Annotated in this window: 16 protein-coding genes; 5 read left to right on the top strand and 11 right to left on the bottom strand. The window is 72.5% G+C overall.

The genetic code is table 11. From position 1 onward, the window contains the following. Positions 1-125: 125 nt before the first annotated feature. Complete coding sequence (locus RIM90_RS15235; RefSeq protein ID WP_309061234.1) at positions 126-1,061, bottom strand: LysR family transcriptional regulator; 936 nt, start codon at positions 1,059-1,061, stop codon at positions 126-128. 70 nt (positions 1,062-1,131) lie between these two features. On the opposite strand from RIM90_RS15235, the gene RIM90_RS15230 reads away from it, so the two are divergent. Then, positions 1,132-2,298 (top strand): TDT family transporter, encoded by a 1,167-nt coding sequence (locus RIM90_RS15230; RefSeq protein ID WP_309061233.1) that lies wholly within the window; start codon positions 1,132-1,134, stop codon positions 2,296-2,298. On the opposite strand, the gene RIM90_RS15225 is transcribed toward RIM90_RS15230, so the two are convergent. The 4 genes from RIM90_RS15225 to RIM90_RS15210 all read right to left on the bottom strand — a co-directional run bounded on the left by RIM90_RS15225 (position 2,192) and on the right by RIM90_RS15210 (position 7,632). Further along, complete coding sequence (locus RIM90_RS15225) at positions 2,192-2,953, bottom strand: helical backbone metal receptor (protein ID WP_309061232.1); 762 nt, start codon at positions 2,951-2,953, stop codon at positions 2,192-2,194. The genes RIM90_RS15230 and RIM90_RS15225 overlap by 107 nt on opposite strands. Continuing rightward, entirely contained in the window at positions 2,950-3,525 is a 576-nt protein-coding gene (locus RIM90_RS15220; protein WP_309061231.1) for a helix-turn-helix domain-containing protein, read from the bottom strand. Before RIM90_RS15220 ends, RIM90_RS15225 begins: the two co-directional genes overlap by 4 nt. A 404-nt stretch (positions 3,526-3,929) precedes the next feature. Next, a complete protein-coding gene (locus tag RIM90_RS15215) occupies positions 3,930-6,548 on the bottom strand; it encodes an ABC transporter permease/substrate binding protein (RefSeq protein ID WP_309061230.1) in 2,619 nt (872 codons plus the stop codon). Continuing rightward, positions 6,541-7,632 (bottom strand): betaine/proline/choline family ABC transporter ATP-binding protein, encoded by a 1,092-nt coding sequence (locus RIM90_RS15210; protein WP_309061229.1) that lies wholly within the window; start codon positions 7,630-7,632, stop codon positions 6,541-6,543. Before RIM90_RS15210 ends, RIM90_RS15215 begins: the two co-directional genes overlap by 8 nt. Before the next feature lie 256 nt (positions 7,633-7,888). Here RIM90_RS15210 and RIM90_RS15205 point away from each other — a divergent pair, with 256 nt between their 5' ends. From RIM90_RS15205 to RIM90_RS15190, 4 genes are all read left to right on the top strand, one after another. Further along, positions 7,889-8,794 carry a 5'-3' exonuclease gene (locus RIM90_RS15205; protein ID WP_309061246.1) on the top strand — a complete coding sequence of 302 codons (906 nt, stop codon included), beginning with the start codon at positions 7,889-7,891 and terminating at the stop codon, positions 8,792-8,794. Positions 8,795-8,908: 114 nt separating this feature from the next. Beyond that, positions 8,909-9,754 (top strand): siderophore-interacting protein, encoded by an 846-nt coding sequence (locus RIM90_RS15200; protein WP_309061228.1) that lies wholly within the window; start codon positions 8,909-8,911, stop codon positions 9,752-9,754. A gap of 125 nt (positions 9,755-9,879) precedes the next feature. Beyond that, positions 9,880-10,176 carry a hypothetical protein gene (locus RIM90_RS15195; RefSeq protein WP_309061227.1) on the top strand — a complete coding sequence of 99 codons (297 nt, stop codon included), beginning with the start codon at positions 9,880-9,882 and terminating at the stop codon, positions 10,174-10,176. A 167-nt stretch (positions 10,177-10,343) separates the two neighbouring features. Then, positions 10,344-11,294, top strand: coding sequence for an RluA family pseudouridine synthase (locus RIM90_RS15190; RefSeq protein ID WP_309061226.1), 951 nt, complete (start codon positions 10,344-10,346; stop codon positions 11,292-11,294). Here the strand turns inward: RIM90_RS15190 and RIM90_RS15185 are convergent. The 6 genes from RIM90_RS15185 to RIM90_RS15160 all read right to left on the bottom strand — a co-directional run. After that, a complete protein-coding gene (locus tag RIM90_RS15185; protein WP_309061225.1) occupies positions 11,288-12,817 on the bottom strand; it encodes a cytochrome P450 in 1,530 nt (509 codons plus the stop codon). The genes RIM90_RS15190 and RIM90_RS15185 overlap by 7 nt on opposite strands. Before the next feature lie 55 nt (positions 12,818-12,872). Further along, positions 12,873-13,493: an ATP/GTP-binding protein gene (locus tag RIM90_RS15180; RefSeq protein WP_309061224.1), complete on the bottom strand. Its 621-nt coding sequence runs from the start codon at positions 13,491-13,493 to the stop codon at positions 12,873-12,875. After that, the gene (locus RIM90_RS15175; protein ID WP_309061223.1) at positions 13,474-13,881 is read right to left on the bottom strand and encodes a DUF742 domain-containing protein; all 408 of its coding nucleotides are present in this window, start codon (positions 13,879-13,881) and stop codon (positions 13,474-13,476) included. The genes RIM90_RS15180 and RIM90_RS15175 overlap by 20 nt, the downstream gene beginning before the upstream one ends. Next, entirely contained in the window at positions 13,878-14,285 is a 408-nt protein-coding gene (locus tag RIM90_RS15170; RefSeq protein WP_309061222.1) for a roadblock/LC7 domain-containing protein, read from the bottom strand. Before RIM90_RS15170 ends, RIM90_RS15175 begins: the two co-directional genes overlap by 4 nt. Continuing rightward, the gene (locus RIM90_RS15165; RefSeq protein WP_309061221.1) at positions 14,282-15,913 is read right to left on the bottom strand and encodes an ATP-binding protein; all 1,632 of its coding nucleotides are present in this window, start codon (positions 15,911-15,913) and stop codon (positions 14,282-14,284) included. The genes RIM90_RS15170 and RIM90_RS15165 overlap by 4 nt, the downstream gene beginning before the upstream one ends. Positions 15,914-16,405: 492 nt before the next feature. Then, a partial coding sequence (locus RIM90_RS15160; protein ID WP_375165450.1) for a DEAD/DEAH box helicase occupies positions 16,406-18,184 on the bottom strand: 1,779 nt, incomplete at its 5' end.

Here is an 18,184-nt window from a genome sequence, read left to right as displayed (position 1 = left end):
CGGCGGGGCAGGGTGCCGGGACCCGCGAGCCCGGCACGATCCGCACGAGAGGCCCCAGGACCCGTCCGGCCCACGGCCGGGCACCGGCCGGCCCCGCGGCCCGCCGAAGCAGCGGGCGCGCCCCCTCACCCCCGGGTCAGCGACAGCAGGTCCCGCGCCGGGCCCGTGGGACGGTGGCCCGTCGGCCAGACCGCCCGCAGGTCCCGGGCCAGCGCGATGCCGTTCACGGGGATGCGGACCAGGCGGCGCATCGCCAGCTCCTCCCCCACGGCCAGCTCGCTGAGGACCGCCGGACCGGCGCCGCTCACCGCCGCCGCCTTCACCGCGGTCGTGGAGGACAGCTCGATCAGCGGGCGGGCCGGTCCGCCCAGGGCGGCGTCCAGGACCTGGCGGGTGCCGGAGCCCGTCTCCCGCAGGATCAGCGGGGTGGCCGCCAGTTCCTCCGCGGCGAGCGGACGCCTGCGGCGGGCCCAGGCGTGGGACGGGGCCGTCACGACGATCAGCCGGTCATGGGCGATCACCGCGGAGTCCAGGCCGGCCGACACGGTGAGCCCTTCCACGAACCCCAGGTCCGCCTCGCCCGACAGCAGCCGCTGCGCCACCGCCGCCGAGTTCCCGGCGAGCAGCGACACCGCCGTGTCCGGCCGCTCGGCGCGCAGGGCGATCAGCCAGCCCGGCAGCAGGTACTCGGCGATCGTCATGCTCGCCGCCACCCGCAGCCGCGAGTCCCTGCGGTCCCGCAGGGCCTGTGCCCCCGCGTCGAAGGCCTCCGCCGCCTCCACGATCCGCCGTGCCCAGTCGGTGACCAGCGCCCCCGCGTCGGTCAGCCGCGATCCCCGCGGCGAGCGGTCCACCAGCGCCACGCCCAGTTGCCGCTCCATCGACCGGATCCGGCTGCTCGCCGCGGGCTGGGTGATGCCCAGCTCCCGCGCCGCACCGCCCAGACTCCCCAGACGCGCCACCGCCAGCAGCAGTTCCAGCGCTCCGAGGTCCGGCACCCGGTGGGCCAGGGATCCGGTGCTCGGGGGCCGGTCGCCGGTGTGGTCGTCCGTCATGCTCATAAGGCCAGCTTATGCCGCCATAGGGGCGTACTCCCTGGTGATCGCCCTTTCCCGGTACGACCGTATGACCATGATCCTCACAGCCCGCCCCCGGCCTCCCCACCCCCGTGCCACCGCACGGCCCGCGCGCGCCACGGCCGTCCGTCACCTCGGACCCAACTGGTACGCCTGCGTCATGGGCACCGCCGTCGTGGCCGGTTCCGGCACCGCGCTGCCCGTGCGCGTGCCCGGGCTGCGCACCGCGCTCACCGTCGTCTGGGCCCTGTCCCTCGTCCTCCTCGTGGCCCTGCTCGCCGCCCGTGCCCTGCACTGGGCCCACCATCGCGACCAGGCCCGCGCCCATCTGCTCGACCCGGCCACGGCCCCGTTCTACGGCTGCCTGTCCATGGCGCTGCTGGCCGTCGGCGGCGGCGCCCTCACCGTCGGGCGGGACTGGACCGGCACCGGTCCGGCCGTCGCCCTCGACGCCGTGCTGTTCACCGCCGGTACGGCCGTCGGGCTCGCGGCCGCCGTGACCGTCCCGTACCTCATGGCCGTACGCCACCGGGTCGCGCCGGAGCAGGCGACGCCCGTGTGGCTGCTGCCGCTGGTCGCGCCCATGGTGTCCGCAGCCCTCGGCCCGCACCTGGTCCCCCACCTGCCGCCGGGGCAGCCCCGGCGGACGCTGCTGCTCGCCTGCTTCGCGCTGTTCGGGCTCAGCCTGCTCGCGACCCTGGTGATGCTGCCGCTGGTCTTCGCCCGGCTGGTCACCGGCGGTCCGCCGCCCCTCGCGCTCACCCCGACGCTGTTCCTGGTGCTCGGGCCGCTCGGCCAGTCCACCACCGCCGTCGGCGCGTTCGCCGACGTCGCCCCCGGTGTCGTGCCGGCGCCGTACGACGAGGGCTTCGGTCTGCTCGCGGTCCTGTACGGGGTGCCCGTCATGGGCTTCGCGCTGCTGTGGCTCTGCCTCGCCACCGCCCATGTCGTGCGGGCCCGGCGCCGGGGGATGCGCTTTTCGATGACGTGGTGGTCGTTCACCTTCCCGGTCGGCACCTGTGTCACCGGCTCCGAGGCGCTGGCCCGGCACACCGGGCTGCTCGCCTACGACGGTCTCGCGCTCGTCCTGTACGCCGTCCTCGTCGCCGCCTGGGTCACCGCCGCGGTGCACACCGCGCGGGGTCTGGTCGGCGGCACGCTGCTCGCAGGGCCCGGCCCAGCACCGTCGGTGCCTCGGCCAGCGACGGCCCGTACCAGGTGAGGTGCCGGCCGCTGACCAGGGCGCAGGGCAGCCCGGGGAAGGCCTCCGGGCCGTCGTCCGCGGTGAAGCGGTACGGCTCGTCGGGGAGCACGACGAGGTCCGGGTCCGCCGCGCGCAACGCGTCGAGCGGGATCCGCGGATAGCGCTCCGGGTGGGCCGCGTACGGGTGGTCGACGCCGAGCCGGGACAGCAGGTCGCCGGCGAAGGTGTCCCGGCCCAGCACCATCCAGGGCCGCCGCCAGATCGGCACCACCGCCGTCCGGCGGTCCGGTGGCGCGGGCAGGGCCTCCCAGGCCGCTTCGGCCTCGTCCAGCCACCGGGGCCGCGCGGGCGCCCCGCACGCCGTGAGCACCCTGGCCAGCTCGTGGAAGGCCTGCGGCAGCGTCCGCACCTTTGTCACCAGCACCTCGACGCCCGCCGCGCGCAGGGCCGCCAGGTCGGGCTCGCGGTTCTCCTCCTCGTTGGCGATCACCAGGTCGGGGGCGAGGGCGACGATCCGGTCCACCTCCGGGTTCTTCGTCCCGCCGACGCGCACGACGTCCAGCTCCGCCGGGTGCGTGCACCAGTCGGTGGCGCCGGCCAGGAGGCCGGGGGCGGAGAGCGCCACGGCCTCCGTCAGCGACGGGACGAGGGAGACGACCCGGGCGCCGCTCACCGGCGCGGCCGGTCCCGCACCGCCTCGATGTGCTCGGCCACGGCGACGACGACGAGCCGCGTCTCCGGGACCGTGGCACGCCAGCGGTGCCGGACGCCTCCGGTGAGGTACAGGGTGTCGCCACGGCCGAGGCGGTAGGCGCGCCCCTCCGCCTCGATCTCCACGGCGCCGTCCGCCACGTACATCAACTGGTCGTTGCGGAACTGGAGTTCCCGGCCGGCGTCATGGTCGCCGGTGAACTCCGAGGCGTGCATCTGGTGGTGGCCGCGCACCAGGGAGCGCACCCGCGGGTCGAGCCCCGGTTCACCGCCGATCCCCTCGGCGCGGACGACGTCGACGCTGCACGCCGGGTCGGCCGCGGCGAGGAGCTCCACGGCGGTGGTGCGCAGGGCGTCCGCCACCCTCTCCAGGGAGTTCTGGCTGGGACGCGCCCGCTCGTTCTCGATCTGGCTCAGGAACGGTACGGACAGGCCGCTGCGCTCGGCCACGACGGCGAGGGTGAGGTCGAGCGCACGGCGTCGCCGCCGCACCGCCGCGCCCACCCGCAGGGGCTGTTCTTTGTGGTCGCCCATCGCTCCGGCTCCCTCCTTCGCCCATCGTCCCGCACCCGGTGCCCCGGCGTCCCGGCGCACGTACCCCGTGGGGTCTGTCTGCACCCTACGCATGTTCGGCAAACCGTTTCAGGCGCCTGTCACGTCGCCGTCGCACAGGGTCGGGTCCGACCCCACACTTCGCGCCAGCCGTCGAGCGCACCGTTTGGTTCCCCGCGCGCGACACGGGGTGTTCCCGCCATTGTTCCCCGGGGTCGGCCGAAGGTCACGGGGAGGTCCGGGGAGGACGTGGCGCTGTGTGGTTGTCCGGATTCTTGCCGTGGTCGTGCCCGGCGTCCGGCCCCGCACATGCCTCAGGGGCGGGCCCGGCCGCGCCCTCGGGCGCGGGGCCGGTCCCGCCCCTGACGGCGCGGCCGGTACGGCGGTTACCTCGGGGTCATCCGCTCCACCACGCCCGGGTGCTCCTCCAGCCAGGCGGCGACGGCCTCTTCCTCGTGACCCTGGCCGCGGTCCTTGATCTCGCGCTCCAGGGTGCCGAGCTCCTCCTCGGTCATCCTGAAGTTCTTGATCCACTCCGTGAGCTGCGGGTATTGCTCGGGGAACTTCGCGCTCGCGATGGTGTGGATCGTGTTGCCCTCGCCGAAGAGCTTCTTGTCGTCCTTCAGCTTGGTCAGCTCGTACTCGCTGTACGCCCAGTGCGGCGACCAGAGGGTGACCGCGACGGGCTCCTTCTTGGCGTAGGCGCGCTTGAGCTCGGCCAGCATCGCCGGTGTGGAGCCGTCGACGACCTCGTACTCCTCGTCCAGGCCGTAGCCCGGCAGGACCTTCGTCTTCAGCAGGTTCATCTCACCGGTGCCCGGTTCGATGCCGACGATCCGTCCGTCGAAGAGGTCGGCCTTGCCCTTGAGGTCCTCGAGGGACTTCACGTCCTTGACGTAGGAGGGCACGGCGATCTCCAGCGAGGTCGGCTCGTACCAGGTGCCGAGGTCGGTGAGCTTGTCCTTGCTCTTCTCCCAGTAGTTCTTCTGGGCGTGCGGCAGCCAGGCGTCGAAGTTGAGGTCGAGGTCGCCGGAGGCGAGGCCGGTGTAGACCGGTCCGACGTCCATCTGCTTCAGGTTCAGCCGGTAGCCGCGCCGCTCGAGGACGTTCTTCCACAGGTAGGTGATGGCCACGTCCTCCTCCCAGGGGAACCAGGCCACGTCCAGCGGCCGCTTCGCCTCGGCGGGGGTGGCGGCGGAGCCGGACCCGACCGGGGCCAGCTCGTCGACGACGCCCGGGTTGTCCTTCAGCCAGGCGCGGACGGCGTCCTGCTGCCTGCCCTTGCCGGCCTTGTTGATCTCGGCCTCGAGGCTGGTGAGCTGCTTCTCGGTCATCGAGAAGTCCTTCAGCCACTTCCCGACGAGCGGGTGGTCGTCGGCGAAGCCCTTGCGGGACAGCGTGTGCACGCCGTCGCCCTCGCCCCAGGTTCCCTTGGGGTCCTTCAGCTTCTTCAGGTCGTAGTCGCTGTACGCCCAGTGCGGCGACCAGAGCGTGACGACGACCGGTTCCTTCTTGCTGTAGGCGCGCTTGAGCTCGGCCAGCATCGCGGGCGTGGAGCTGTCGACGACCTCGTACTCCTCGTCCAGGCCGTACTCCTTGAGGACCTTGCTCTTGAGCAGGCCCATCATGCCGGCGCTGGACTCGATGCCGGTGATCTTGCCGCCGAAGGCGGACGCCTCGCCCTTGAGGTCCTCCAGCGAGTCGATGTCCTCCATGTACGCCGGGACGGTCAGCTCCAGCGAGGTCTCCTCGTACCAGGCGCCGAGGTCGTCGAGCCTGTCGCCGTACTTCTTCATGTACGGCTCGTGGGTGGTGGGCAGCCAGGCGTCCGTCTGGAAGTCGATGTTTCCCTGTGCGAGCGCGGTGTACAGCGGGCCGGCCTCGAACTGCCTGGCCTCGACCTCGAAGCCGCGCCGTTCGAGGATCTCCTTCCACAGGAAGGTGGAGGCGACGCCCTCGTCCCAGGGGATGTAGCCGATGGTGACCTTCTTGCCGTCGCCGACGTTCCGGTCGCCGGCGGTGGTGTCCGTGCCGCCGCCGTTGCCGCCGAAGACGCTCATGCCGCCCGCCACCAGGGCGAGGACGACCACGCCGATCACGGCGACCTGCGGGCGGGGCCGGTAGGACCAGATCCTCGTCCCCTGGGCGGCGCGCGCCTTGGCGGCGGCGCGCCGGCCGAGCGGGGAGACCTGGGTGCCCAGGGCGCTGGTCATGCGGTCCAGGTAGATCGCCAGGATGACGATGGCGATGCCGGACTCGGCGCCGAGACCGATGTTGAGCTGCCCGATGGCCTCGATGACCGCGCCGCCCAGGCCGCCGGTGCCGACCATGCCGGCGATCGCGGCCATGGACAGGCCGAGCATGATGACCTGGTTGACGCCCGCCATCACCGTGGGCAGTGCCAGCGGGAGCTGGACGCGCAGCAGGGTGTTGCGGGGTGTGGTGCCGAACGCCTCGGCCGCCTCGACGAGTTCCTTGTCGACCTGCCGGATGCCCAGCTCGGTCATGCGCACGCCCGGGGCGAGCGCGAAGATCAGGGTGGCGACGATGCCCGGGGCCGGGCCGGTCCCGAAGAACAGGATCGCCGGGATGAGGTAGATCATCGCGGGCAGCGTCTGCATGAAGTCCAGCACCGGCCGGACGAGGGCGCTGACCCGGTCCGAGCGGGCCGCCCAGATGCCCACCGGCACCGAAATGACCAGCGCGATCACGGTGGCGACGATGACCAGCGACAGCGTCACCATCGAGTCCTCCCACAGTTCGAGGGAGTCCAGGAAGGCGAAGCCGGCGAAGGTGAGGACACCGGCGAAGGTGCCGCGCAGCCAGAAGGCGATCACCGCGAAGATGCCGGCGAGCAGCAGCGGTTCGGGCGCCTGGAGGACGGTGTTGACACCGTCGTAGGCGCCGGTGAAGACGGCCTTGAAGAAGTCGAACAGCCAGGTCACGTTGGCGAGGAGCCAGTCGACCGCGCTGTTGACCCAGTCGCCGAGCGGGATCCTAGGCATGGGACATCACCTTCTCGCCGCCCTTGTCCCGCGGGGAGTCGCAGGTGCCGGGGGCTGCCTCCTCGTCGCCGAGGAAGCCGACGAGGCGCTGCCGGGGCACGACCCCGACGAGCGCGCGGTCGCCGTCGACGACCGCCACGGGGTGCGGTACGCGGGCGCTCATCGCGCACAGGTCGGTGAACGGCGTCTCGGGCGTCGCGGTCTCGCAGCCGCAGTCGGCCTCGTCGCCGCGGACCGCGCGCTCCATCACCGCGCCGGCGGTCAGCACGCGGGAGCGGTCGACGTCCTGGGTGAAGGAGGCGACGTAGTCGTTGGCGGGGCGGATCAGGATGTCCTGCGCGGTGCCGATCTGCACGATGCGGCCGTCGCGCATCACCGCGATGCGGTCGCCCAGGCGCATGGCCTCGTTGAGGTCGTGGGTGATGAAGACGATCGTCTTCTTCAGCGTCTTCTGCAGTTCGAGCAGCTGGTCCTGCATGTCACGGCGGATCAGCGGGTCCAGCGCGCTGAACGACTCGTCCATCAGCAGCAGGTCGGCGTCGGTGGCGAGCGCGCGGGCCAGGCCCACGCGCTGCTGCATGCCGCCGGACAGCTCGTCGGGCCACGACTTCTCCCAGCCGGCCAGGCCGCACAGGGCGAGCGCCTCGTCGGCGCGGCGTTCGCGCTCGGCGCGGGGCACGCCCTGCACTTCCAGGCCGTAGGCGGCGTTGTCGCGGACGCTGCGGTGCGGGAAGAGCGCGAAGTGCTGGAAGACCATGCTGATCTTCCTGGAGCGGACCTCGCGCAGCTGCCGGTCGGACAGCGCGGTCAGGTCCTGACCGCCGAAGCGCACGTGTCCGGCGGTCGGCTCCAGCAGGCCGTTCAGCATGCGCAGCAGGGTGGACTTGCCGGAGCCGGACAGGCCCATGACGACGAAGATCTCGCCGGGCTCCACGGTGAACGAGGCGTCGATGACGGCCGCCGTGGTGCCGTCGGCGCGCAGCTCCTCCCGGTCGGTCTCCTTCGTGCGCAGTCGTTCGACCGCCTGGTCCGGTCGTCTGCCGAACACCTTGTACAGGTGCTCGGCCTCAAGCCTGGATGACACGCGTACCTCTTGTCTCGACGGCAATGGAAGAAGCGATGCCCGGCGGACGGCTCACGCGGTCCGAAACAGTTGAATCTGTAACCGGCATCGCTCCGGGGCGGCGCCTCCCCGCTTTTGCACAGGGCAAACGTGTTCGTGCGCCGCCTCACAGGGGTACCGAACCGCGCAACGTGTTGCGCAGCACGCACAGCGGCTCGCCGACCGCGGGGCGCTGTCGGTGGCGTACGGCATGATGCGGAGCGTGACCGGACGACTGATGCTCCTCGACACCGCCTCCCTGTACTTCCGCGCCCACTTCGGCGTCCCGGAGTCCGTCAGGGCCCCGGACGGCACGCCGGTGAACGCCGTGCGCGGGCTGCTCGACTTCATCGACCGCCTGGTGCGGGACCACCGGCCGGACCACCTGGTGGCCTGCATGGACGCCGACTGGCGCCCGCACTGGCGGGTGGAGCTGATCCCCTCCTACAAGGCGCACCGCGTCACCGAGGAGCACGCGACGGGCCCGGACGAGGAGGAGGTGCCCGACACGCTCTCGCCGCAGGTGCCGGTGATCGAGGCCGTCCTCGACGCGGTGGGCATCGCACGGGTGGGGGTCGCGGAGTACGAGGCGGACGACGTGATCGGCACGTTCACCGCCCGGGCGAAGGGGCCGGTCGACATCGTCACCGGCGACCGCGACCTGTACCAGCTGGTGGACGACGCGCGCGGGGTGCGGGTGCTGTATCCGCTGAAGGGCGTCGGCACGCTCCGGGTCACCGACGAGGCCGTGCTGCGCGAGAAGTATGGAGTGGACGGCCGGGGGTACGCGGACCTGGCGCTGCTGCGCGGCGACCCGAGCGACGGCCTGCCGGGCGTGCCGGGCATCGGGGAGAAGACGGCCGCCAAGCTGCTGGCCGAGTTCGGCGACCTGGCCGGGATCCTGGCGGCCGTGGACGACCGGCAGGCGAAGCTCACGCCGTCGCAGCGCAAGCGTCTGGACGCGGCGCGGCCGTACCTCGCGGTCGCTCCCAAGGTCGTCCGGGTCGCGGACGACGTCCCGCTCCCGGACGTCGACACGGCGCTGCCGCGTACACCGCGCGATCCGGCCGCGGTGGAGTCCCTGGCGGCCCGCTGGGGCCTGGGGGGTTCGCTGCGGCGCCTGCTGACGACCCTCGCGGGGTGAGCCGCGAGCGCCCTTCCCCCAGGGGGAACCGGACGGACCGCCCGCCGACGGGGCGTCGACCACGAGCGAGGTGTTAACTTAGGTATACCTAACTACCACGGCTGGGAGGCCCGCATGGCAGAGCGACCGGCACGCGCTCCGCGCACGCCGCACACCGCCGAGGTCGTCCGCACCGAGCGACTGACCCCGCACATGCACCGCGTGGTGCTCGGCGGCGAGGGTCTCGCCGACCTCTCGGCGGACACCTGCACCGATCACTACGTCAAGCTGCTGTTCCCGGCCGCGGGGGTGACCTATCCGGAACCCTTCGACCTGCAGCGCATCCGGGAGGAGTTCCCGCGCGAGCAGTGGCCGGTGACGCGGACGTACACCGTGCGCCAGTGGGACGCCGAGCAGCGCGAGATGACCCTGGACTTCGTGCTCCACGGGGACGAGGGCCTGGCCGGCCCCTGGGCGGCCGGCGCCCGGCCGGGCGAGGTCGTCCGGTTCCTCGGACCGGGCGGCGCCTACGCCCCGGACCCTACCGCCGACTGGCACCTGCTCGTCGGCGACGAGAGCGCGCTGCCCGCGATCGCCCGCTCCCTGGAGGCGCTGCCGCACGGCTGTGAGGCGTACGCCTTCGTGGAGGTGGCCGGCCCGGAGGAGGAGCAGAAGATCGACTCCGACGTGGAGATCCGCTGGCTGCACCGCGGCGACCGCCCCGTCGGCGAGGCGCTGGTGGAGTCCGTACGGAACCTGGACTTCCCCGAGGGCCGGGTGCACGCCTTCGTCCACGGCGAGGCCCACTTCGTGAAGGAGCTGCGCCGTCTGCTGCGGGTCGAGCGCGGGATTCCGCGCGAGGACCTGTCGATCTCCGGTTACTGGCGGCTCGGCCACAACGAGGACGGCTGGCAGGCCTCCAAGCGGGAGTGGAACGCACGCATCGAGGCGGAGCAGGAGAGGGCGGAAGCCTCCTCCTGACCCCCGGTCCCGCCCGGACCGCGCCGCGCCCTCGGCGCCGGCCGGGTGAACCGGGATCCCCGCGCCGGCCCGGGGCGGCGTGGCGAGCCGGTGCCGGGCGAGCCGCTGCCCGATGATCCGGGCGCGTGGCACACACCTTCGAAGAGCTCGTGGCCAAGCAGCGCGCGGCGGACGAGGCGCACGCCCGGGTGCGGCAGCTGCGGGACGCCTACGGCCCGCCCGCCCGGACCAAGTGGAGCGGACAGCAGACCGCGACCTGGGAGACCGCCTGGCGGGCCTGGCGCGATCTGGACCGGGACGTCCGGATCGCGGTGAACGAGCACGCGCGCGCCGAGGGCACGCCGCGCCACGAGGTCGAGGCCCGGGTGCAGCGCGCGGCACGGCACGAGGAACCGAGCGGGACGGACGCACCGGACGCGTAGGGCCGGTCGCGGAAGCCGCCCCGCGCCCGCCCGGACCGGACCGGACCGGACACACCGCGGGCTCCGCCCTCCGGGCGGACGGCGGAACCTTCGCCACGGGCCCCGGCCGCCACGGCCGCCCCGCCCGGTGCCCCTGCTCGCGGCCCGGCCTCGTACCCTTGCCCGCTGTGAGACGCAGACGCCCGGCCCCGCCCTCTCCCCTGCCGCAGCGCGACGGTGTGGACCCGGTGCGGGTGCGGCTGCCCGCCGGGGGGCCGTGGGCCACGGTGCGGGAACACCTGGTGGGGCGGCTCGCGGCCGGGCCCGGTGTCGTCGACGGGATGTTCGCCGCGGGACTGATCGTCGGGGCGGACGGGCGGGCCGTGCCGGCCGACGCTCCGTACGAACCCGGCATGTACGTGTGGTTCCACCGGGAGCTGCCCGACGAGGTGCCGGTGCCCTTCCCGCTGGAGGTCGTCCACCGGGACGAGCACATCGTCGTCGTCGACAAGCCCCACTTCCTGGCCACGACCCCGCGCGGCGGCCATGTCGCCCAGACCGCGCTCGCCCGGTTGCGCCGCGAGCTCGGCCTCCCGGAGCTCGGCGCGGCGCACCGCCTGGACCGGCTCACCGCGGGACTGGTGCTGTTCACGGTGCGCCCCGAGGAGCGCGGCGCCTATCAGACGCTGTTCCGCGACCGGCAGGTGCGCAAGGAGTACGAGGCCGTCGCCCCCTACGACCCCGGGCTGGAGCTGCCCCGGACCGTGCGCAGCCGGATCGTGAAGGAGCGCGGCGTGCTCGCCGCCCGGGAGGTCGCGGGCGAGCCGAACGCGTTGACCCGCGTCGAGCTCGCCGACCACCGGGCGGACGGTCTGGGCCGGTACCGCCTGGTGCCCGGCACCGGCCAGACCCATCAGCTGCGGGTGCACATGAGCGCCCTGGGCGTGCCGATCCTCGGCGACCCGCTGTATCCCGAGGTGACCGGTCCCGTCCCGGCCGGTGACTTCCGGCGTCCGCTGCAACTGCTGGCGCGGGCACTGGAGTTCACCGATCCGGTGACGGGCGTGGAGCACCGGTTCACCAGTCGCCGGGAGCTCGCTGCGTGGTCCTCGTACGCGGACTGGGCCGCCGGTCAGTAGCCGCGCCACCAGAGCAGGAAACGCTGCCACGCGCCCCGCGGCCGGGCCGGTTCCGCCGCCGGCTGCGACGGTGGCACCGTCCCGGGCCGCTGGGCGGAATCGACGCGCCGCTCGGACGGCGTCGCCGGCGCGGAGGGCGCGGGGACCGGCACGGGCTGCGGCCGGGCGGGGCCGATGTGCCAGTCCTGCTGCACGGGCGGCTCGTTCTGGTGACTCGGCCGCTGCATCACGTCCTGCTGCGGCCTCGGGGTGAAGTGGACGGGCAGCGCCACCAGATGACGTGAGGCGATGGACTCGGTATAGACCAACTCGTCTTCCCCGACGGCGAGTTCGACGTCGGGCAGCCGCATGAGCAGTGCGTCGACGCCGACTTCGGCGATGGCGCGGCCGATGTCCTGCCCCGGGCACTCGTGCGGGCCGCCGCCGAAGGCGAGGTGGGAGCGGTTGCCCTGCATGTCGGCGGTCGGGTCCGGGCGCACTCTGGGATCGACGTTGGCCGGGGCGGGCGCGAACAGCAGTCCGTCGCCCTTGCGGATGAGCTGGCCGCCGAGCTCCGTCTCCTGCTTGGCGAAGTAGCCGAAGGTGGTGCTGAACGGCGGTTCGTCCCAGAGCAGTTGCTCCACCGCCTCCGGCACCGTCATCTGGCCGCCGTTGAGCTGGGCGCGGAAGCGCGGATCGGTCAGCACCTGGCGCAGCACGTTGGCGAGGAGGTTGGCGGTGGTCTCGTAGGCGGCGATGAGCACCAGCCTGAGGTGTTCCCTGACCTCTTCGTCGGTCAGTCCGGCCGGGTGGGTGACGAGGTGACTGGCGAAGTCGTTCGCCGGCTCGGCCCGGCGGCGGGCGGTGAGGCGGCCCAGGATCTCCACGATGTAGGCGTTGCTGGCGTTGGCGGTCTCGGTGCCCTTGATCATGTCGCGGGCCGCCTCGACGATCCGGTCGTCGTACTCGTCGGGCATGCCGAGGATCTGGCACATCACGGCCATCGGCAGATGCTCGGCGTACTGGCCGACGAGGTCGGCCTCGCCCTCCTCGCAGAACCGGTTGACGACGCGCTGGGTGCTGCGGTTGATGTGCCGGCGCAGGGTGCGGAAGTCGATGGTCGCCACGGCGGCGTCGATGGCGCCGCGCAGCCGCTTGTGCTCCTCGCCCTCGGCGTGGGCGCACATCGGCTGCCAGGCGATGTGCGGCATGAGCGGGTGGTCGGGCTTGACCAGGCCCTCCCGGAACACGGACCAGATGCGGGTGTCCCGGGTGTACTGCGCGGGGGTGCGCACCATGTGCTGGTTCTCGGCGTGGCCGAGGACCACCCACACCGGCAGGTCGTCGTGGAGCAGCGCGGGCGCCACCGGGCCGTACTCGGTCCGGAGTTCCTCGTACAGCTTCTTCAGGTCGTCCGCCTCGTGCAGCCGGCGCAGCCCTCCGGGGCCCAGGCCGTGCGCGGGGCAGCCGGGGGGCGGACCGGGCCGGGAGTCGTCCGTTCCGGTCGGGGAGTGTCCGGTCGGGGAGTGGGATTCAGGCGTCACAGTGGTCGCTCCGAAAGCGAGAGCTGGGGTTCTGGGCAGGGGGCGGATCCGGGGATCAGGCGAGCGAGCCCGTCATGGCGAGGGAGTGCAGGAACCGCATCAGGGTCATCAGGACGTCGCGGCTGGATGCCCGGCGCCGCACATCGCACTCCATGATGGGGATCTCCTCGCTCAGATCGAGGGCGGTCCGCAGGTCCGCGAGGGGGTAACGCGGCGCATCGGGGAAGGAGTTGACCGCGACGACGAACGGCACGCCGCGCTCCTCCAGCCGCCCCATGACGTCGAAGCTGACCTCGAGGCGACGGGTGTCGACCAGCACCACCGCGCCGAGCGCCCCCTCGAACAGCCCGTTCCACAGGAACCAGAAGCGCTCCTGGCCCGGGGTGCCGAAGAGGTACAGCACCAGCTGGTCGGTGATCTTGATGCGGCCGAAGTCCATGGCCACCGTGGTGGCCGTCTTGGACGCGGAGCCGAAGTTGTCGTCGACCCCGATGCCGGCCTGCGTCATGGTCTCCTCGGTGGTCAGCGGTTTGATCTCGCTGACCGAGCCGACCATGGTCGTCTTGCCGACCCCGAATCCGCCCACGATCACGATCTTCGCCGCGGCCTGTGCCGTGTGCGGCAGCTGGTCCTCGGTCCGTGGGCCCGGGATGGTGTCAGAGCCTTTGAAGTCCATGCATCACCGCTTCGAGAAGGGAACGGTCGGGGAGCGCCTGACGGGCGATCGGGGCGCGCGCCTGCACCAGTTCCGCCGTCAGCATCTCGGTGATCAGCACGGTCACCATGCTGAACGGCAGGTTGAGGTAGGCCGACAGTTCGGCCACGGACAGGGGGGCGACGCAGAGGCGGAGCAGCGCCGCCTGCTCGGGTGTGGCGGAGGGCGGGGGGTCCGGGGAGCGCGCCACGATCAGCGTCACGAGGTCGATGTCCGCACGTTCGCCGTCCGCACCGGCGACGACGTACAGCCGCTCCGGGTTGCCGCCCCGGCCTTCCTCGGCCGGTCCGGCCGGCCGGGGAGGTGACTCGCCCTGGGGGAAACGCCTCTGGCGTTGCGGAGGAGTCATACGGTCTGCCCGTTCCGGCGAGGCGGACTGGTGAGGTGGGCGCCGATGCGGACGACGAGGTCGCGCATCATGGCGCCCATGCGGCCGGGTTCGCAGGTCATGTCGGAGAGCACCGCGAGATAGGCGTTGGCTCCGGCCGCCATCAGGTAGAAGTAGCCCTTGTTGATCTCGATGAGCACCATCTTCATCTCGCCGTCACTGCCCGGGAGTTCCTGGGCGACGGCCCCGGCGAGGCTCTGCACGCCCGCGCAGGCGGCGGCGACCCGGTCGGCGGCGTCCGGCTCACCGCCGTAGCGGGCGATGCGCAGGCCGTCGGCGGAGAGCACCACGATCATCTCGACGCCGGGTACGCCGTCGGCGAGCTCCTTGAGCATCCAGTCGAAGTTGGCTCGTTGCTGGATCACTTGAGGTCCCCCTCGTCATCGGCCTCGGTGCGGGCCGGTTCGTTGATGAGATGCAGGTAGGCGGTCGGGTTCCGGGTGAAGTCGGTGGGGTGGACGCCCGGTTCGAGGTCCTTCTTCAGGCCCTCCCAGAAGGCGTCGACCCACAGGCCTGGTTCGCGGTCGTCCTTCTTCTCGGGCTCGGGCGCGGGTGTCGCCCAGGGGTCCTGGTACGTCTCGCCCCGCTCCGCGGCCTCGCGCCGGGCCCGTTCGGCGGCCGCCTGCTCGGCGTACCGCTGGCTCAGCGGGATCTTCATCCGGCTGCGGCGCTGCGGCAGGCCGCCCGCGGTCCACTCGGTGACCTCGGGGACGTCGTCCTCCATGGGGACCGTGGCGGGGATGCGGGGGCTGGTGGGGCGCCGCTTCTTGGGCGCGCGCTTCGGCCCGGGCAGGGCGTCGACCTGGTGGGGCACGGCGGTCGCCCCGATGCCGTGGGCGAGACCGACACCGGGCTCGTCGGTGATCATGTCGCTCGGCACGACGAGGACGGCGCGGACCCCGCCGTAGGCGGAGGCGCGCAGCGAGACCTGCATGTCGAACGCGGCGCAGAGCCGGCCGACGACGGCGAGGCCGAGACGCGGGTTCTCCCCGAGTTCCTGGAGGTCGGTGCCCTTCTGGGCGCGCTCCAGGATGCCCTCGATCCGGGCCCGGGCCTGCTCGTCGAGGCTGACCCCGGCGTCCTCGATCTCGATGGCGACGCCGGTCTGCACCTCCGTGGCGGTGACGTGCACCTTGGTGCTCGGCGGCGAGTAGCGCGTGGCGTTGTCGAGGAGTTCGGCGGCGGCGTGGATGACCGGCTCCACGGAGATGCCCTTGATGTTGACCTTGGCGATCGACTTCAGCTCGATGCGGCGGTACTCGAGGATGCGGGACATGGCGCCGCGCAGCACGCTGTAGAGCGCGACCGGCTGGGGCCACTGGCGTCCGGGGCGGCCGCCGCCGAGCACGGAGATGGAGTCGGCGAGGCGGCCGATCAGCGCGGTGCCGTGGTCGATGCGCAGCAGGTCGTCGAAGACCTCGGGGTTGCGGCCGTGGTCCTCCTCCATCTCGCGGAGTTCCTTGGCCTGCTGGTGGACGATCGCCTGGACGCGGCGGGCGATGCTGACGAAGGAGCGCTGGGAGGAGTCCCGCAGGTTCTCCTCCTCGTCGATGATCCGCAGCATCGTGCTCAGCAACTCGATCTGGTACCGCGGCAGGTCCCGCCAGGCCGGGTCGAGCCGGGGCAGGTCGCGGAGGACCTCGTCGGGGTCGTGTCCGCGGTGCAGGTGGTCCAGGGCCGCGGGGACGACCTGCTTCGTGAAGTGGTGCGTCTCCGTGTCGTGGGCGGCGATCCGCGCCTCCAGATACGCACGGTGACGCTCGTGCTCGGCCCGCGCGTCGCGCAGGACGCGGCCGCGGCGCACCGCCTCGGCCGCGGCGGCGATCACCAGCAGGGTGGCGACGGCACCGCACACACCGACGGCGATCCGGGCGGGCTCCGTCACCAGGGCGACGGCGGCTCCGGCCACCGCGGCCATCACTATGGCCGGCGGCAACAGCACGCGCGCATAAGGAAGTTCGCGGCGACCGGGCGGGGATTGGACACTCACCATGTAGGCCTCTGAAACGAATCGGCTGGCGGTCGGGGAACGTGCGGAGGGGGCATGTCGGGAAGCTGTGGGGGCATTTCACCCCATGGGGAACAAGCGCACGAATTCATCTCAACTCGGCGCGCTGCGGGCGAGCTTAGTCCGACCGGATCATCGCCATGTCATATTCAGCAAGTGCCGGAAACGGCCCCGGGACCGGAGTACGCTCGGACTCATTTACACACCGAGGCATCATTCGAACACGATGCGTGACATCATGCAGATGTACGAACGTCACTCACCGTCACGGGTGAAAGGAGCCCCGCGGGGGCACCGGGAGGACCATCGGCGGCGTCCTGGGCGGTGCCGGGTGCGTACGGGTCCCGATCCTGCCCACGGAATCGGCCGGCGATGCCTCCGGAGGGGACGCACAGGACGCAACAGCCCGGCGCGCACGGAGCGCGCCGGGCTGCACGGCGTACGGGACCTCGGGCACGGGCGGGAGCGCCCGGCGGGTCAGCCCACGGACGAGTAGGCCACCACGCCGCGCAGCAGCCCGTCCACCGCCTTGCGGGCGTTCTTCGCGACCGTCGAGCCCTCGACGGCCGGTGCGGCGGCCGAGATCTGGCCGAGCACGTCGATGACCTGCTTGCACCAGCGCACGAAGTCGCCGGCCGGCATCTCCGCCTCGCGCAGCACCTCGTCCAGGCCCTTGCCGGACGCCCACATGTAGGCGGTCCAGGCGAAGCCGAGGTCGGGTTCGCGCTGGCCCACGCCCTCGGTCTGGGTGATCCGGAACTCCTCCTCCAGGGCGTCGAGCCGCCCCCAGATGCGCACCATCTCGCCGAGCGCGGCCTTGGCCTTGCCCGAGGGCAGCTTGGGCGCCATCGCGTCGTCGCCGACCCGCGCCTCGTACACCAGGGCCGAGACGCAGGCGGCGAGTTCGGCCGGGGCCAGCCCCTCCCAGACGCCCTCGCGCAGGCATTCGCTGGCCAGCAGGTCGAGCTCGCCGTACAGGCGTGCGAGCCGCTTGCCGTGCTCGGTGACCTCGTCGCCGCGCAGGTAGTCCATCTCGGTCAGCAGCGCGACGATGCGGTCGAAGGTGCGGGCGATGGTGTTCGTCCGGCCCTCGATCCGCCGCTCCAGCTGCGAGGTGTCGCGCAGCAGCCGGTGATAGCGCTCGGCCCAGCGGGCGTGGTCCTCGCGGTCGTCGCAGCCGTGGCACGGGTGCGCCCGGATCGCCTTGCGCAGCCGGGCGATCTCCCGGTCGTCGGCCGCCTGGGACCGCTTCTTGCGGGCCCGCTCCGGCGGAATGTGCCCGGCCTTGGTGCGCAGCGCGGAGGCGAGGTCCCGGCGGGACTGCGGGGAGCGCGGATTGAAGGACTTCGGGATCCGCATCCGCTCCAGCGCCTCGACGGGCACCGGGAAGTCGATCGACGCCAGCCGCTTGACCTGCCGCTCGGCGGTCAGCACCAGCGGGCGCGGACCGTCGTGGTACTCGAGACCGCGGTGGCCGTTGGTACGGCCCGCCGGCAGCCCCGGGTCGAGGACCAGCGCCAGCCCCGCGTACTTGCCGGTGGGCACGTGGATGACGTCGCCCGGCTTGAGCTTCTCCAGCGCGACGGCCGCCTCCGCGCGCCGCTGCGCCGCGCCCTGCCGGGCCAGATCGGTCTCCCGGTCCTTCAGCTCGCGGCGCAGCCGCGCGTACTCCTCGAAGTCGCCGAGGTGGCAGGTCATCGAGGCCTTGTAGCCCTCCAGCCCTTCCTCGTTGCGCTGCACCTGCCGCGAGATGCCGACGACCGACTTGTCCGCCTGGAACTGCGCGAACGACGTCTCCAGCAGTTCGCGCGAACGGTGCCGGCCGAACTGCTCGACCAGGTTGACGGCCATGTTGTACGACGGCTTGAAGCTGGAGCGCAGCGGATACGTGCGCGTGCCGGCCAGTCCCGCGAGGTGCTCGGGGTTCATGCCGCGCTGCCACAGCACGACCGCGTGGCCCTCGACGTCGATGCCGCGCCGGCCGGCCCGGCCGGTCAGCTGGGTGTACTCGCCGGGGGTGATGTCGGCGTGCTGCTCGCCGTTCCACTTGACGAGCTTCTCCAGCACCACCGAGCGGGCGGGCATGTTGATGCCGAGGGCGAGGGTCTCGGTCGCGAACACGGCCTTGACCAGCCCGCGCACGAACAGCTCCTCGACGACCTCCTTGAACGTCGGCAGCATGCCCGCGTGATGGGCCGCGATGCCGCGCTCCAGGCCCTCCAGCCACTCGTAGTAGCCCAGGACGTGCAGGTCCTC

Source organism: Streptomyces sp. (assembly GCF_031181555.1).
In the GTDB taxonomy this organism is placed as follows: domain Bacteria; phylum Actinomycetota; class Actinomycetes; order Streptomycetales; family Streptomycetaceae; genus Streptomyces; species Streptomyces fimbriatus.
Note: the sequence above shows the minus strand (reverse complement) of the source record. Positions and strands in the feature narration are given on the sequence as shown.

Excerpts from the sequence above, each read along its gene's own strand:
- RIM90_RS15235 (WP_309061234.1), bottom strand. The coding sequence starts at position 1,061 with ATGAGCATGACGGACGACCACACCGGCGACCGGCCCCCGAGCACCGGA.
- RIM90_RS15220 (WP_309061231.1), bottom strand. The coding sequence starts at position 3,525 with ATGGGCGACCACAAAGAACAGCCCCTGCGGGTGGGCGCGGCGGTGCGG.
- RIM90_RS15175 (WP_309061223.1), bottom strand. The coding sequence starts at position 13,881 with ATGACTCCTCCGCAACGCCAGAGGCGTTTCCCCCAGGGCGAGTCACCT.
- RIM90_RS15180 (WP_309061224.1), bottom strand. The coding sequence starts at position 13,493 with ATGGACTTCAAAGGCTCTGACACCATCCCGGGCCCACGGACCGAGGAC.
- RIM90_RS15205 (WP_309061246.1), top strand. The coding sequence starts at position 7,889 with ATGCTCCTCGACACCGCCTCCCTGTACTTCCGCGCCCACTTCGGCGTC.
- RIM90_RS15215 (WP_309061230.1), bottom strand. The coding sequence starts at position 6,548 with ATGCCTAGGATCCCGCTCGGCGACTGGGTCAACAGCGCGGTCGACTGG.
- RIM90_RS15200 (WP_309061228.1), top strand. The coding sequence starts at position 8,909 with ATGGCAGAGCGACCGGCACGCGCTCCGCGCACGCCGCACACCGCCGAG.
- RIM90_RS15165 (WP_309061221.1), bottom strand. The coding sequence starts at position 15,913 with ATGGTGAGTGTCCAATCCCCGCCCGGTCGCCGCGAACTTCCTTATGCG.
- RIM90_RS15230 (WP_309061233.1), top strand. The coding sequence starts at position 1,132 with ATGATCCTCACAGCCCGCCCCCGGCCTCCCCACCCCCGTGCCACCGCA.